The sequence below is a fragment of the Leyella stercorea genome (genome assembly GCF_019052365.1).
Taxonomy (GTDB): domain Bacteria; phylum Bacteroidota; class Bacteroidia; order Bacteroidales; family Bacteroidaceae; genus Prevotella.
Map to the genome: position 1 here is coordinate 1 of NZ_JAHQUY010000020.1, position 16,339 is coordinate 16,339.

General features: G+C 53.4%; 12 protein-coding genes. 11 read left to right on the forward strand and 1 reads right to left on the reverse strand.

Annotation, left to right across the window (positions count from 1 at the left end; translation table 11 throughout):
• The 11 genes from KTQ90_RS05360 to KTQ90_RS05405 form a co-directional block, all read left to right on the forward strand.
• Positions 1-571 (forward strand): transposase (locus KTQ90_RS05360; RefSeq protein WP_217317495.1); only part of this gene is annotated, 571 nt, incomplete at its 5' end.
• A 153-nt stretch (positions 572-724) separates the two neighbouring features.
• Positions 725-853 (forward strand): hypothetical protein, encoded by a 129-nt coding sequence (locus KTQ90_RS13865; RefSeq protein ID WP_302180504.1) that lies wholly within the window; start codon positions 725-727, stop codon positions 851-853.
• Positions 854-1,594: 741 nt separating this feature from the next.
• Entirely contained in the window at positions 1,595-1,876 is a 282-nt protein-coding gene (citD, locus tag KTQ90_RS05365) for a citrate lyase acyl carrier protein (protein ID WP_217317496.1), read from the forward strand.
• A 23-nt stretch (positions 1,877-1,899) separates the two neighbouring features.
• Positions 1,900-2,790, forward strand: coding sequence for a citrate (pro-3S)-lyase subunit beta (citE, locus tag KTQ90_RS05370; RefSeq protein WP_022157586.1), 891 nt, complete (start codon positions 1,900-1,902; stop codon positions 2,788-2,790).
• Entirely contained in the window at positions 2,787-4,325 is a 1,539-nt protein-coding gene (citF, locus tag KTQ90_RS05375; RefSeq protein WP_217317497.1) for a citrate lyase subunit alpha, read from the forward strand. The genes citE and citF overlap by 4 nt, the downstream gene beginning before the upstream one ends.
• Positions 4,326-4,473: 148 nt before the next feature.
• Positions 4,474-4,980, forward strand: a complete 507-nt coding sequence (gene citX / locus KTQ90_RS05380) for a citrate lyase holo-[acyl-carrier protein] synthase (RefSeq protein ID WP_217317498.1) — start codon at positions 4,474-4,476, stop codon at positions 4,978-4,980.
• A gap of 11 nt (positions 4,981-4,991) precedes the next feature.
• Entirely contained in the window at positions 4,992-6,890 is a 1,899-nt protein-coding gene (locus tag KTQ90_RS05385) for a GNAT family N-acetyltransferase (RefSeq protein WP_217317499.1), read from the forward strand.
• Between the two features lie 498 nt (positions 6,891-7,388).
• Positions 7,389-9,626, forward strand: a complete 2,238-nt coding sequence (locus KTQ90_RS05390) for a hydratase (protein ID WP_217317500.1) — start codon at positions 7,389-7,391, stop codon at positions 9,624-9,626.
• 20 nt (positions 9,627-9,646) lie between these two features.
• Entirely contained in the window at positions 9,647-10,858 is a 1,212-nt protein-coding gene (locus tag KTQ90_RS05395; protein WP_022157592.1) for an NADP-dependent isocitrate dehydrogenase, read from the forward strand.
• Positions 10,859-11,414: 556 nt separating this feature from the next.
• Positions 11,415-13,079 carry a hypothetical protein gene (locus KTQ90_RS05400; RefSeq protein ID WP_217317501.1) on the forward strand — a complete coding sequence of 555 codons (1,665 nt, stop codon included), beginning with the start codon at positions 11,415-11,417 and terminating at the stop codon, positions 13,077-13,079.
• A gap of 40 nt (positions 13,080-13,119) precedes the next feature.
• Positions 13,120-13,596: a hypothetical protein gene (locus KTQ90_RS05405; RefSeq protein WP_217317502.1), complete on the forward strand. Its 477-nt coding sequence runs from the start codon at positions 13,120-13,122 to the stop codon at positions 13,594-13,596.
• Positions 13,597-13,743: 147 nt separating this feature from the next.
• Here KTQ90_RS05405 and KTQ90_RS05410 read toward each other — a convergent pair whose 3' ends face one another.
• Positions 13,744-15,687, reverse strand: a complete 1,944-nt coding sequence (locus KTQ90_RS05410) for a DEAD/DEAH box helicase (RefSeq protein ID WP_217317503.1) — start codon at positions 15,685-15,687, stop codon at positions 13,744-13,746.
• Positions 15,688-16,339 lie beyond the last annotated feature (652 nt).

Here is a 16,339-nt window from a genome sequence, read left to right on the forward strand (position 1 = left end):
ATGCAGTTTTCAGGTGCGTAGAGGCGAGAAGAGACTCACCATGGAGAAATCGCCTGTCAAGACAATGATTTCGCAAAGCGGACGACATATTGTCTCTGAACTCAATAAGGAGATAGAGAAGATAGACAAGCGCATTGCCGAACTCATCAAGTCGGACGAGGAACTCACCGAGGTGTTCACCATCGTGACCTCGGTGCCTGGCATAGGAACGCAGAACGCCGTGTGCCTGATGGTGTACACCGACAACTTCCGCAGATTCAACTACGATTCAAGGAAGATAGCCTGTTACTACGGCATAGCCCCATTCGGCAAAGATTCGGGTACCAGTGTGCATTCCGATCCGCATGTACACTACATGGCGAACCGCCAGATTAAGGCCATGCTGACGCAGGCTGCACTGGCTGCTGTCAACTTCAATCCCGTTATGGCGAGGTACTATATGCGCCTCGTAGAACGCGGAAAGAAGAAGCAGGTTGCACTGAACAATGTCAAGAACAAACTTGTGCATTTGGTCACAGCAATGGTTAGAAATCGCCAAACATTCACCCCTGAATATAAAATCTCAGCTTAAAATGAAAATAATGGTCAAAACATTTGGATTTTAACATAGAAAGCAGATCATCACAGATGTTAGGGTGCGCAGACCTCCCACAGAATCCACAGATTTCAGAAGCAAGAGTGCCTTCAAGGGGGTGCACTTGTCTCAAGTGCACCAACCGAACTGATGGCACCAACCGAACAGATGGCACCAACCGAGCAAGAAATACGCCAACCGAGCAAGAAGTGCACCGTCAGCTTGGTTGGTGCAGCAGAGACTGCTGCACCCCCTGAGAGATGCGCATCAACAGACTAAGAGTTGCGTTACCCGACATTTCGTTTTAGAATGTTACCACGTACTGGTAACACTATTACATGTACGCGGTAACGACATTACCAGTATACGGTAACAGCGTTACCAGTACGCGGTAATCACCCAAAGGGGGTGCACTTGTCTCAAGTGCACCAACAAAGCAAGCGATGCACCCAACAAAGCAAGCGGTACACCAACAAAGCAAGCGATGCACCAACAAAGCAAGTGGTGCACCAACAAAGCAATTGGTGCACTTGAGACAAGTGCACCCCCTAAGAGGTACCCCAGCAAAAAAATCCTCGCAAAATGCTTGCTCGTTTCACAATTAATGCGTATCTTTACCTCGCGAAATAGAAATCCGCACGCAGAACGTGTTTTGTGCGGACACAGACATTATTACCCTTATATACTGCTCGCGCGAGCGTAAGTATAACTCGGTTCTCTTCGGTGTAAAGACGGAAGGAAGTGTTGTTGTATTTACGCAATTTTTGTTTTATTACGTTTCTACTCCACACCACTCCCAACCGCATCTTCTCCAGGCACGCCGGCGCCCATGAAGCAAGCAAAAGCAACACACATGCTGAAGCATGCAAAAGCGCATGGAAACATCAAGCACGTAAAGCAAGTTAAAGCGATGCACGTGCTGACGCACGCAAGGCACGCTGGCGCCCGTCGGAGCACACGACGCCGACCCCATATCTCTCAAAGAATCTAAAGACCACAAACTTTTTAAATACTATACCTATGGAACTTAAACAAGCTACTGCCGGAACAATGGAGTCCGGCGACATCATGATTCAGATTGCCCCTTGCGAGAAAGAGGGACTGAACATCGATTTGCAGAGTTCGGTTGCCTACCAGTTCGGCGACCAGATACGCAAGGTGATAGCTGAGACGCTCGATGGACTCGGTATCACCCGTGCCGAGGTGCACGCCACTGACAAGGGCGCGCTCGACTGCACTATCCGCGCACGCGTCACTGCGGCTGCCGTAAGAGCTACGGGCAAAGACGTGTGGAAAGACTAACCCCTAAAAAAACTTTTTGACCTATGAAACGACTAAGAAGAACTATGATGTTCGTGCCGGGAAACAACCCCGGTATGATGCAGGATGCATATATATATCATCCCGACTCAATAATGCTCGACCTTGAGGACTCTGTTACAATGGCAGAGAAAGACGCGGCACGCCTGCTCGTCTACAACGCATTGAAGACCATCGACTATGGCACGACGGAAATGGTGGTGCGCATCAACCCGCTCAACACTCCGTACGGCAAGAAGGATATCGAGGCTGTCGTTAAGGCTGGCGTCGACGTCATCCGTATGCCTAAGACCGAGACCGCCGAGGAGGTGATCGAGGTGGAGCGCGAGATAGAGAAGGTGGAGCAGGAGCTGGGCTGCGTGGGTCGCACGCAGATTATGGCTGCACTGGAGAGCACGCTCGGCGTTGTGAACGCCTACGCCATCGCTACCGCTTCCAAGCGCATGATGGGCATAGCGCTCGGTGCGGAGGACTACTGCGCCAACCTGAAGACGCAGCGCTCGCCCGAGGGCATGGAGCTGCTCATGGCACGCCAGACCATCGTGGTGGCTGCACGCGCTGCAGGCATCGACGCGCTCGACACCGTCTACTCTAACCTCAACGACATGGAGACATTCCGCAAGGAGGTGGAGCTGATTCATCAGTTGGGCTTCGACGGAAAATCGATCATCAACCCGCGCCAGATAGAAATCATCAACGAGGTGTTCACGCCGACTCAGAAGGCTATCGACAAGGCGCTCGCCGTTATCGCTGCCATCAAGGAGGCTGAGAAGAAGGGTTCGGGCGTTATCGCCGTGAACGGTAAAATGGTTGACCGACCAGTGGTGATACGCGCACAGCGCGTCATCGACTTGGCACTGGCTTCGGGCGTAATTAAACAGGAGGACATAGCATGAGCACACTGAACGAAAGACATACCCTCGCCGAGCAGGTGGCTCAGGCTATGGGAAAGAGCGTATATAATAATGTAGAGGCACACAAGGACATCACGCCGCGCCTCGAACTGCAGCAGAAAAGCCCCAAACTCATGACGCTCGAGGAGGCTATACGCCACTCGGGACTGAAGGACGGCATGACTATATCGTTCCACCACCACTTCCGCGGTGGAGACAAGGTGGTGAACATGGTTGTGGCTAAGCTCGCAGAGATGGGATTCAAGGGTCTGCACCTCGCGGCTTCGAGCTTGCAGGACGTACACGAACCGCTCATCGAGCACATTCGCAACGGCGTAATCACAGAGATTTCAACATCTGGTCTGCGCGGCGAACTGGCTAAGGAGATTTCGCACGGACTGATGGAGAAGCCGGTGGTGTTCCGCTCGCACGGCGGACGCGGCGAGGCTATCGCTTCGGGCGAGTTGCACATCGACGTGGCGTTCCTCGGCGCTTCTTCTTCAGACCCGCTCGGCAACGCCTGCGGCTACTCGCGCTCGGAGAACGCTAAGAGCATCTGCGGTTCGCTCGGTTACGCGCTGCCCGACGCTCACTACGCCGACAAGGTGGTGATACTCACCGACGACCTCGTGCCTTATCCTAACACTCCGAACTCTATCTCGGAGCACGACGTCGACTACGTGGTTGAGGTAGAATCGGTAGGCGACTCATCAAAGATTGCTTCGGGAGCCATCCGCGACACAAAGAACCCGCGCGACATTCTGCTCGCTCAGCAGGCTGCGAAGGTAATCGTGAACAGCGGCTACTTCAAGAACGGATTCTCTATACAGACCGGTTCGGGCGGCGCTTCGCTCGCTGCCGTTAAGTATATCCGCCAGAGCATGATAGATCAGGACATCAAGGCTTCGTTCGCCCTCGGAGGCATCACCGCTCACATGGTGAAGATGCACGAGGAAGGACTCATCGAGCGCCTCATCGACGTGCAGTCGTTCGACAAGGTGGCTGCAGAGTCGCTCAAGAACGACCCGAAGCACAAGGAGGTGTCGGCTTGCGAATACGCAAGTATGCACGAGCAGGGCGCTGCTACACACTATCTCGACATCGTGATACTCTCGGCGCTTGAGGTGGACGTCAACTTCAACGTGAACGTGCTCGTAGGTAGCGACGGCATCATACGCGGCGCTATCGGCGGACACCCCGACACAGCCGAAGACTCGGCTCTCTCTATCATCGTCTGCCCGCTGCTCCGCGGCAGAATACCGTGTGTCGTTAACGAGGTTACTACGCTCATCACGCCGGGTCGCACCGTAGACGTGGTCGTAACCGAATACGGCATCGCTGTCAACCCGGCTCGACCGGAGATAGCTGAACGTCTGAAGGCTGCCGGCTTGAAGCTCGTCACACTCGAAGAGCTCCGCGACCGCGCACTCTCTGTAATCGGCAACCCCGCACCGCTGCCATTCGGCGACAAGGTGGTAGGCGTCGTTATGAACCGCGACGGCTCGGTAATGGATGTCATCAAGAACATCGTTGAATAAGTTTTGAATTTTGAGTTTTGAATTTTGAGTTGTCGGCTACGCCGATGTTGAATTATTCAATGTTTAATTCACAATTCAAAAATTCAAAACTCAAAATGCGCGAAGCGCACAATTCAAAACTCAAAACTCAAAATTCAAAATTCAAAGAATGATTACGCTCCACGAACTTCTGGCGAGCCGCGACGCACGCCATGCCACACAGCAGAAGCTGCTGGCTGAACACTCGGGAAAGACACTGGTGTGCCTTACTGTCGTCATGCCAGGAAGCGTGAAGCGTAATCAGCAGTCGCTCACGGCAGCACACGCCGCTGTAGAAGCCATGCGCAAAGCTTTCGGTCAAGAGCAGCTCCTCGAGCTCGACCTCGAGACCGGCTACGAAGCCTACCTCATCACCCCGATGCCGCTCCTCGAAGCCAAGGGCATAGCCGTCAACATCGAAGACACCCACCCACTCGGGCGCCTCTTCGACATCGACATCATCAACGCCGACGGCGTGCCCGTCTCAAGAGACGCCATCGGCGAAAAGCCACGACGCTGTCTCGTCTGCGACCACGAAGCGCGCTACTGCATGAGGATGCGCTGGCACACGCAAGAAGAGATATGGGCGAAAATCAACGAAATGGTGGACAGCTACGTCGAAGCTCGCAAATCTTAATACTTAAACCTATGGAGATACAGACCCTCAACCCCGCAACACCCCGTCAGCGCCAACGCATAGAAGCGTTCCTCAAACGCAACGCACTGCGCATCGACGACATGAACTACTACGCCGCAGTGTTCGACGACGACGGCGAGATGATAGCCGGTGGCGGATTGAAGGACGACGTAATAAAGTGCGTTGCAGTGGACGATGCGCACAAAGGCGAAGCTATCGCCAACACGCTCGTCTCGCACATCATATCGCACGCCAACCAGGAGGGCTACAGCTGCATCAAGCTGTTCACAAAGCCCAAGAACCGTCAACTCTTCGAGAGTCTGTCGTTCAGGCTCCTCGCCGAAGCCCCCGAAGCAATACTCATGGAGACCGGCATCGGAGGAATCAGCAATACGGTCGAGGCTCTGAAAAAGATAAAAGAGGAATCAGAAAAGTATAAAGAATACAATAAGGAGTGTAAAGAGGATAGTAAGAAGTGTAAAGAAAACACCTCATATCTCAACACCTCAACACCTCAACACCTCAACACCACAATGCAGCCCACCGGCTGCATTGTAATGAACTGCAACCCCTTCACCCTCGGCCACCGCTATCTTGTGGAGAGCGCATCGCGAATGGTGGAGCATCTCTTCGTGATTGTGGTTAGAGAAGACCGTTCAGCCTTCTCCTATCAGGAACGCAAGGCGATGGTCACGGCAGGCACAGCCGACCTTAAGAACGTAACGGTATGCGACGGCAGCGAGTATGCCATCAGCAACACCACCTTCCCCACTTATTTTCTGAAACGACTGTCGGATGCCACCGACACGCAGATACTGCTCGACCTCGATCTGTTCCGCCGCCATATAGCCCCGGCACTTGGCGCCGAAGTTCGCTTTGTAGGCACCGAGCCCACCGATGAACTGACACGCAGATACAACGAACTGATGATGAAGAGTCTTGGCAAAGACCATGTGGTTCAGATTCCGCGTCTTGAGAATGGCGGTGTGGCGGTCAGCGCATCGCGTGTTCGCAGGGCAATGGATAGCAACAGTCTGAAGGAAGCCGCACAGCTCGTGCCACCCACTACCCTACCTTATATTATAGCACATCTCGCAACACGCGCCCTTCATGCCGAACTCGACACCACTCCAAAACCCGGTCTTGTAGACAAGGACAACAGCGGAGCGCACCGCGACATGGATCATGCGCTGATGTCGCGCAGCATACGTGCCATACATCCCTATTTCGTCAGACTCGCCCTACTCGGTTTCGCTGCCGACATGCCCAGCCATGACGACATTGTAAAGACGGGCATTGAGGCAGAGCGCGCCATGTTTGAAGCCACCAATGGCGTCAACACATACAAGGGAGCGCTTTTCTCCATGGGACTCGCCGTCGTAGCCGCCGCAGGAAAGGCTTGGCAAGGCTACAGCATCACGCCGCAGGCACTTTCCGCAGCCATCAGCAAACTTGCCTTCGCTTTCCCAGACACAAAAGGCACGCACGGCAGCAAGGCAAAACAGACTGCGGCTTCTGAAACGGCTACGTTCAAGGGAGCACTCGACAATGCCCGCGAGGGATACCCCATGCTCTTCAACGACTGGCTACCGTTCTATGCGAACCTCAGCAAGAACGGCGAACCGCATGCGCTCCACCTCACGCTTCTGCGCATAATGTGCGACCTCGACGACACCAACATCGTATACCGCACGTCGCTTGCCATGATGAAGCAGGTGAAGGAAGAATCGCGCGACGTGCTCAGCCGATGGAGCGAAGCAACACATGGTACGCCGCAAGATGACGGCGGCACAAACCTCGACACTATACTCGGCGACATGAACCGCAGCTTCGTGCAGCGCAACATATCGCCAGGCGGAAGTGCAGACATGCTCTCGCTCGTAGTATTCATCAATGGCGTTCTCGGTTGAGAACGCCATTGATGAATGTAAAGAACGCCAATCAGAAGGCATGAGCATATCAAATTGGAAACTCGAAATAGCAAACACGGAATTGAAGGCTGGCATTTGCTGAAAAGAGAGTATGAAAAAGAAAAAATCAGCCACAAATCTTTGGTGGGATAATATAAAATATGTATCTTTACGCCGTGAAATGACAGTTCGCAGAACGAATGTGTTCTTGCGGAAACAATGAGTTTTTTTTCATCCATTACTACTCGCGCGAGCGTAAGTATTGAAGCAGTCCTATTCAGTGTTTTTAGAACAGGAGTGTTGTCGTATTTACGTGTTTTTAAAACAATAATCTTACACCACATCTCCAACATATCTATATACGCTGATATAGTATAAGACGATAGTTCACGCTATCATACACTGGCTGTTCATGCTGTCATACACCCCAACCGGCAATATCGGTTATCTCAAAGAATTATAAAACCTAACTCTATAAACTATAAACAATCTAACTTTATGGTAGAAGTAATCAATCATGGAGTTTACCTCCTTAACGGCAATGAAATCGTAAACGAGTGTCAGACCCTTACCCCGGAGCAGGCACGCGAGAACACTATCACCTACGGCATCCTCCGCTCTCACGACGTGGACGGCTCGAAGGGAAAGAAGATGCGCATCCGCTTCGACGCAATGATGTCACACGACATCACATACGTTGGAATCATTCAGACAGCACGCGCAAGCGGTCTGCAAGAGTTCCCATTGCCTTACGCTATGACAAACTGCCACAACTCGCTCTGTGCAGTAGGCGGCACTATCAATGAGGACGACCACGTATTCGGTCTGTCAGCAGCTAAGAAGTACGGCGGCATCTACGTTCCTGCCAACCAGGCTGTCATCCACCAGTATGCTCGCGAGATGATGGTGAAGTGCGGCAACATGATTCTCGGTTCCGACTCTCACACACGCTACGGTTCGCTCGGTAATATGGGCGTTGGCGAAGGCGGCGGCGAGCTCGTGAAGCAGTTGCTCAAGAACACATGGGACATCAACGCACCGGAAGTGGTGCTCGTATGGCTCGAGGGCAAGCCCAAGAAGGGCGTAGGTCCGCACGACGTGGCTATCTCTCTCGTTAAGGCTACATTCGAGAGCGGCGTTGTGAAGAACAAGGTGCTCGAGTTCGCAGGTCCTGGCGTTAAGGAGTTGCCTATCGACTTCCGTAACGGTATCGACATCATGACTACCGAGACCACTTGCTTGAGCTCTATCTGGGTTACAGACGAAGAGGTGAAGCACCATTACGACATACACGAGCGTCCGCAGGACTTCAAGGAACTGAAGCCGGGCGACGTAGCTTACTACGATATGATGATTCGCATCGACCTTTCTTCTCAGGAGGCGATGATCGCTCTGCCGTTCCACCCGTCGAACGCAGTTACTATCCACGAGCTTCAGGCCGACCCGGTGGGCATCCTCACACGCATCGAGGAAGACGCCAAGAAGCGTTTCGGCGACAAGGTGGACGTGCACCTCGTTGACAAGGTTGTCGACGGCAAGGTATACGCCGACCAGGGTATCATCGCAGGCTGCTCGGGCGGTACATACGACAACCTCGCAGAGGCTGGCGCTATCCTTAAGGGCAAGAGCATCGGCAACGACTACTTCACAGCTTCGGCTTATCCGCAGTCGACACCGGTATCAATGGCTGTAACACGCGAAGGCATCACAGCCGACCTCATCGAGGCGGGCGTTGTTATGAAGCCGGCATTCTGCGGTCCGTGCTTCGGCGCAGGCGACGTTCCGTCTAACAACGGTCTGTCTATCCGCCACACCACACGCAACTTCCCCAACCGCGAGGGTTCTAAGCCTGGTCAGGGTCAGCTCTCTCTCGTTGCGCTTATGGACGCACGCTCTATCGCTGCTACAGCAGCCAACGGTGGCGTGATTACGGCTGCGACAGACGTAGAGTACGAGAACACTCACAAGCCATACGTTTACGACGACAAGATATACAAGTGCCGCGTATACAACGGCTACGGCAGACCGCGTCCTGAGACAGAGCTTCGCTACGGTCCGAACATCAAGGACTGGCCTACAATGTATCCGATGCAGGAGAACATGTTGCTCGAGTTGGCAGCTGTTATCCACGACCCGGTTACAACTACCGACGAGCTTATCCCGTCTGGCGAGACAAGTTCTTACCGTTCTAACCCGTTGAAGCTTTCTGAGTTCGCCCTCTCTCGCCGCGTGCCTGAGTACGTTGGTCTGAGCAAGGAGATTCAGAAGCAGGACCTCGCACGCCGTGCAGGTGAGGTGAGCGCAAACATCGCAGAGGCTCTCGCAAAGGTAGGCGCAAAGGCTGAGGAGACATCGTTCGGCTCATGCGTATTCGCCAACCGTCCTGGCGACGGCTCGGCTCGCGAGCAGGCTGCTTCTTGCCAGAAGGTGCTCGGCGGCGACGCTAACGTTTGCTACGAGTACGCTACAAAGCGCTACCGTTCTAACTGTATCAACTGGGGTATCGTGCCGTTCACCATCGCCAAGGACGTTGAGTTTAACTTCGAGCCGGGCGACAAGCTCTTCGTGCCGGGCATCCACGAGGCTATCCTCGCTGGCAAGGAGGAGATCGACGCGCAGGTTATCGCACGCGACGGCGTTAAGCCTATACACCTCTTCTTCCAGAACCTCACCGCCGACGAGCGTCAGATTCTGGCAGACGGCTGCTTGATGAACTATTATAAGAACAAGAAATAAACTCTTAAATCCAAATAACTATGACCGAAAAAATTCAGATGACCACTCCACTCGTAGAGATGGATGGCGACGAGATGACCCGTATTTTGTGGCAGATGATCAAGGATGAGCTTATCCTTCCGTTCGTTGACCTCAAGACAGAGTATTACGACTTGGGACTCGTTAAGCGCGACGAGACCGGCGACCAGATAACAAAGGACGCAGCTGAGGCTACAAAGCGCCTGGGCGTAGCCGTTAAGTGTGCTACCATCACACCTAACCACCAGCGCATGGACGAGTACAAGCTCCATCAGATGTGGAAGAGCCCGAACGGCACTATCCGCTCTATCCTTGACGGCACCGTATTCCGCACACCTATCACTATCCCGAGTATCCATCCTGCAGTGAAGAACTGGGAGAAGCCTATCACGATCGCTCGTCACGCTTACGGCGACGTTTACAAGAGCGTTGAGATCCGTGCCGACGAGCCGGGCGTAGCTAAGCTCGTCTTCGACGGCGAGAGCGGCAAGCACGAGGAGGTTGTGGTTCACACATTCAAGGGCGCTGGCGTGCTCCAGGCAATGCACAACACCGACAAGTCGATTCGTTCGTTCGCACACTCTTGCTTCAAGTTCGCGCTCGACACCAACCAGAGCCTCTGGTTCTCTACAAAGGACACCATCTCTAAGAAGTACGACGCACAGTTCAAGATTATCTTCTACGAGGTATTCGAGGAGTACAAGGAGGAGTTCGAGAAGCGCGGCTTAGAGTTCTTCTACACTCTCATCGACGACGCTGTAGCACGCGTTATCCGCTCTAAGGGCGGCTTTATCTGGGCTTGCAAGAACTACGACGGCGACGTTATGTCCGACATGGTTTCTACCGCATTCGGCTCGTTGGCAATGATGACTTCTGTGCTCGTTTCGCCGGACGGCAAGTACGAGTACGAAGCTGCTCACGGCACCGTTACACGCCACTACTACAAGTATCTGAAGGGCGAAGAGACATCTACCAACCCGATGGCTACTATCTTCGCTTGGAGCGGCGCTCTGCGCAAGCGCGGCGAGATGGACAACCTGCCCGAACTCGTACGCTACGCTGACGCTCTCGAGGCTGCTTGCTTCGACACTCTCAACGAGGGTATCGTAACGAAGGACCTCGCTGGTCTTATGGAAGGCGTTACTCCGCAGACAAAGAACTCTGCAGGCTTCATCGCTGCCATCCGCGAGCGCTTGGAGAAGAAGCTGGCATAATTCGTACTGAACAAGCAGGTTGAACCGCTTTTACAATTATGTTCTACTTCGGATTAACCGGACTTAAAATATTACACTAAACAACGGATCAACCGAGCTTAGAATATTATACAGAAACAACGGATTAACCGGATTGAACGGATTTTCTTCATTGAGTAAAGAATCCGCTTAATCCTGTTAATCCGTTGTTCGTTTCTACGCACCAAGTCTGTGCTTCTCATCACTACAAATACTACAGTTTGTAAGTTAAAGACTATTGCTATTCGATAAAACAGACAGCAATAGTCTTTTATATCTTCGCAGTAAAACCTCACGAAAAGTCATCGTCACCCGAACGGAATCCGATCGGACGGCGGACGGAAACCGATCAGACGGCGAACGGAATCCGATCGGACGGCGGACGGAAACGGTGAGAAAAGTTTACCTGACAAGCAATAGTTAAAAACCAACATTTCATTGATATTTGTTTGCTGTTTCGCCAATTCTTTGTACATTTGCCACAAGTCACGCTGTTAGACTAACAGAACGTGGCACAACCATTAAAAAAACCATCGTAATGAAACACAGGTTAATCGCACTGGGTCTGCTGGCATCTGCCGTAGGACTCGCACAAGCACAAAGCACCCGTCAGTTGTATCTTGTGAAAGGCAAGAAAGTTGTAGCTACATTCCCCGCTTCGGACGTCGACTTCATTACGTTCGACGGCACACAGCAGTTCTACCTGCCTATCACGCTGAAGCAGGGCAAGGGCACAACCATCGTGATGTACAACGCGAGCGACGACTGGGACAAGGACCCGGCGGAGCGAAAGTTCGACCAGCTTGCCGGACAGCCTGTGAAATTCGTGTGGTATAGCGACTACGGATTCGACGGCACGCTGAAGATTACGTCTGCCAGCGGCGACGACGTGCCCTACGAGTACGTCACCGACGACGAGGACTTCGGCACGTGCTGGCTCTGCATCATGCCGGCGGAGCCGATAACCATAGAGACCGTGGGCAAGGAGAAGACTACGTTCGCAGGTCGCGCCTTCGTGGGCGACTATAAGGGCTTCCCCATCTCGGTCGGCACAAACGGCGTGCTGCAGAGCGCAGAGCCTACGCTCAGCCTCAACCTCGCAGCCAACTCGTCGTTCCACGCTACGGTGAGCGGAGAGAAGACTTTCGGCGGATGCTACACGTTCGACGACGCCACAAACCGATTCTCTTACGACGACACGTACAGCGCCGACGTGTGGGGACGCCGCACGTACGGCGTCTCGGGCAAGTGGTTTGAGGGCGGCGACGCGCTCGTGGTGGTGAACGACCTTAACAACGACAAGCCCGACAACAATCGCTACTACTTCGCAAGCACCGCCGACTGCTCATACACGGCTGCCGCAAGCGACTCGTACGGCTCGCGCTACCTCCTGGAACTGCTCGAAGGCGCCGCACGACGCTGGTATTACTACGACCGTCTCTCTAACTCTATCGAGCCAGTGAGCCTCAGTTTCTCTAATGGCGCATCGGTAGCCGACGCCGCCGACGCTCTCGTGAGTAACGCTGCAGGCGAGACGCTGTTCCGCTACACACGCGCTTCAGAGACTGCCCAGCCACAGTTCGTGATGAAGGGCAAGGAGGCAGGCACGTTCCTGCCCGAAAGCGGCACGGGCGACGCTCTGGTGCTCGACGGATTCGGCAACGCCACATACGGCGCCGTGAAGGGCACGTACACATACGAGAACGGCGTGGTGAAGATGAAGCCCACGACGGGCAGCGAGATGACGTTCCTCGTAGACCTCACAACGATGAAATACTCTACTTCGGCTGCGGCTGAATGGGACGGCGCCGAGAACTTCGCAGCGCCAGTCAACGGCACGTACGACTCGAACACTATGTCGATGGGTATGTTCGCTCTGCAGTTCAACCACAACTATGCGGGCAAGGAGGCGAAAGGCTCTGTGAAGGTGCAGGTGACGCTGACCAGCGATATGTACGAGACGAAGGAGATAATAGCCAGCACCGCATCGTACACATACGATGCTACGGCTAAGCAGATTACCGTTTCGGGCGTACTCGCAGGCACAGCAGACGGCAGAAGCAGCGAGCGCGTGAGCATCGTGTTCGACGTGAACGACGCAAAGACTCAGCTCACATGCAACGAAGACAAGCTGCTGCGCGCCGTTTCGGGCGGCGACACACGCTACATCAACCTCAAGGGTCTGACGCTGCAGGCACGCTGATGCCCCACTACATCACAAACAGTAAGAGAAAGGATACATTATGAGAACAAGAATAATTGCTATACTCGCTCTGCTCGCCACGGCTCTCGGCACGCACGCCGACGATGTGGTGACGGTGGTGACGCAGAACGGACAGAAGTCGTACTCTATGGACAAGCTGGCGCGCATCGAACTGGGCGAAGACGACCTCGTGGTGGTCGGTTCCGACGAGAAAGGCACGACGTACGCCTTCGACAAGGTACAGAAAATTCTGATTTCGCTCAACACGACGGCGCTTAACGACGCCACAGCCGACAGCAAGCCCACGCTCAAGCTCACCGTCTCTACAGACGGCGCAGAAATGAGCTTCAACGGATGGGACAGCAACATCGCAGCCCCACTCTATGTCTACGACGCAGGCGGCAGAAGCGTGCTCCATCGCGAGGCGTGGCGCGGCGAGACCGTGAGCATATCGGCGCTCGCTAAGGGCGTGTACGTGGTGAAAGCCGGTGAGCACACCGCGAAGTTCAGGAAGTAACAACAAAAAAACGTAGCGGAGGTCTCTGGCCTCCGCAGCATCCAACATAGTAAATAGCGAATATTAGCTATAGACTTGGTGCTGCGGAGGCCGGGAGACCTCCGCTACTGTTATATAAAAACTATTTACTTCTTCTTTCTCGGCTCTTTACTTCTTCTTTCTCGGCTTGCGGCGTGCCCATCCTTCTTCAGAGAAGTCTGGCTCCTCGCCTTTGAGCTGAATGTCGGGGTTGTTGATGAACTGTCGCCAGTCGTCCTGGCGTCCGCTTTCGTAGCGCGAACCTCCGCGCTGACCACGCTGCGAACGGTTGCGACCCTCCATCTCGTTGCGGCGCTTAGAGCGCTTCTCGTACGGATTGGCGTCGTTGGCAGCGTCCTTGCGGCGCGATGTACGACCACCATCACGGTCGGAAGAACGGCGCGAGCCACGCTTTCCGTCGCCACTTGAAGCAGCAGCCGTGTCATCGGCGTCGTTGCAGCGCACGGTGCGGTTGCGGTAAGACGCTCCGTTCAGCGCACGCATCACCTTCTCGGCGTCCTGCTCCGGCACTTCGATATACGAAATGCGTGCAAGCAGATCGATATGTCCAACATCCTGGCGGCCATGCACGTTGCGGTTGATGAACTGCATCACCTCACCAGGATAGAATCCGTCGTCTTTTCCCAGATTGATGAACAAACGGCGATAGCCTGCCTCCGGCGCACGCTTCTCGCGCTTTCTGCCGTCGCGGCCCTCGCCGCGCTCCTTGCGGTCGCGTGTGGTAGAAGGCTTCACAATCTCCGGCGCGTTGGCGTAGTACTTCAGGAACTTGCCGAACTCCAGCGAAACGATCTTCTTCAGGATATCCTCCTTGTCAAAGTACTCGAAATGGCGGTTGATGTCCTCCATGAACGGAGCAATCTGCTCATCGTCCACATCCACCTTCTCTATCTCGTCGATGGCCTTGAAAAGCTGCTTAGAGCAAATCTCCTGCGGCGTAGGCAGCGTGCCGTCAACGAACTCCTTGCCTATCACGCGCTCCACCTCGCGAACACGTCCGCGCTCCTTGGTGTGGATGATAGAGATAGAGGTGCCCTTCTTGCCCGCACGACCCGTACGGCCAGAGCGGTGAGTGTAACTCTCTGTATCGCTCGGCATACCATAGTTGATGACGTGCGTGAGGTCGTCCACGTCCAGACCGCGCGCAGCCACGTCTGTAGCCACGAGCAGCTGCGTGATGTGCTGGCGGAACTTCTGCATAGTGATGTCGCGCTGCTGCTGCGAGAGGTCGCCGTGCAGCGGTTCGGCATTGTATCCGTCACGTATGAGTTTGTCAGCCACCTCCTGCGTCTCAGCCTTTGTGCGGCAGAACACGATGCCGTAGATGCGCGGATAGAAGTCGACGATGCGCTTCAATGCGAGGTACTTATCCTTGGCGTTCACCATATAGTAGATATGGTTGACATTCTCAGCGCCCTCGTTGCGCGAACCCACCACAATCTCCTTGTGGTCGTGCAGATAGTTGAGCGCAATCTTCTCAATCTCCTTGCTCATCGTAGCCGAGAAGAGCAGCGTGTTGCGGTCGGCAGGCACGTTGTCGAATATCTCGTTGATGCTGTCAGAGAAGCCCATGTTGAGCATCTCGTCAGCCTCGTCGAGCACAACGTTCTGCACGGCGTCGAGCTTGGCTGCTCCGCGGTGCATAAGGTCGATAAGACGGCCCGGTGTAGCCACGATAATCTGCGCGCCGTGCTTCAGCGCACGCATCTGGTCGACGATAGACGTACCGCCGTATACTGCTACAATGTTGATTCCTTTAATATACTTAGAGAACGACTTCAGGTCGTCGGCTATCTGTAGGCAAAGCTCGCGTGTGGGCGAGATGACGATAGCCTGCGTAGTGCGGTCTGTTGGGTCGGTGCGCTGCAACAACGGAATGCCGAAAGCGGCTGTCTTGCCGGTTCCGGTCTGCGCAAGTGCGATAACATCGTTGCCGTTACCCAACAAAAACGGTATAACTTCCTCCTGAACCGGCATCGGATGTTCGAAGCCGAGTTCCTCGATGGCGCGGCGAATCTCTTCGCTTACGCCCAATTCTTCAAATGTCTTCAATGTAAAAATGTTGTTTCTTTAATGCCTGCAAGCCAGAGGCTTCGCAGAGCTGCTTAATACTAAAAAGGGGTGGACTTAACTCTAATCTGTAGCTGCTCGGTGTCTTCCCCAGCCATGTCACAACGTCGTATCTTTAGCGAATAAGAAATTGATTGAAGACATTAGGGCAGCTTCCCGTAAAATATAAATCCTGAATTCGGGTACAAAGTTACTGCAAAAATCCGATTAAGCGAAGCAAATGGAAATTTATTTACATTTGTGAGCGCGAGGATTTTATCTAAATCGAAAACAATACAAAATGAATTCATTCATTTTTATTGTTGAGATGCAGCGTAACTTATCAAAAGATACTGCAAAAATCCGATTAAGCGAAGTAAATGGAGATTTATAAAACTAAAAAACCAAAAAGATTTTGAAGAATAGAAATAAAAAATGTATTTTTGCAAATGATAGAATAATATAAAGATTTGTCAAAATGGAGAAAATAACTAAAGCAGAAGCATTGCGACGCTAGAATTCTGCCAAAGAACAGAAAAAAGCTATGGTCGAAAAGATGCGCGAAATACTTTACGATGACTACAAGACGCGAACAGGAGAGGAACCGATGACATTCAATGTATTATAATACGTTAATTGAATCAATTATATAGCA

Bases quoted from the DNA above. Each gene is read 5' to 3' on its own strand.
- KTQ90_RS13865 (WP_302180504.1), top strand. From the start codon at position 725: ATGGCACCAACCGAACAGATGGCACCAACCGAGCAAGAAATACGCCAA.
- citD (WP_217317496.1), top strand. From the start codon at position 1,595: ATGGAACTTAAACAAGCTACTGCCGGAACAATGGAGTCCGGCGACATC.
- citE (WP_022157586.1), top strand. From the start codon at position 1,900: ATGAAACGACTAAGAAGAACTATGATGTTCGTGCCGGGAAACAACCCC.
- citF (WP_217317497.1), top strand. From the start codon at position 2,787: ATGAGCACACTGAACGAAAGACATACCCTCGCCGAGCAGGTGGCTCAG.
- citX (WP_217317498.1), top strand. From the start codon at position 4,474: ATGATTACGCTCCACGAACTTCTGGCGAGCCGCGACGCACGCCATGCC.
- KTQ90_RS05385 (WP_217317499.1), top strand. From the start codon at position 4,992: ATGGAGATACAGACCCTCAACCCCGCAACACCCCGTCAGCGCCAACGC.
- KTQ90_RS05390 (WP_217317500.1), top strand. From the start codon at position 7,389: ATGGTAGAAGTAATCAATCATGGAGTTTACCTCCTTAACGGCAATGAA.
- KTQ90_RS05395 (WP_022157592.1), top strand. From the start codon at position 9,647: ATGACCGAAAAAATTCAGATGACCACTCCACTCGTAGAGATGGATGGC.
- KTQ90_RS05400 (WP_217317501.1), top strand. From the start codon at position 11,415: ATGAAACACAGGTTAATCGCACTGGGTCTGCTGGCATCTGCCGTAGGA.
- KTQ90_RS05405 (WP_217317502.1), top strand. From the start codon at position 13,120: ATGAGAACAAGAATAATTGCTATACTCGCTCTGCTCGCCACGGCTCTC.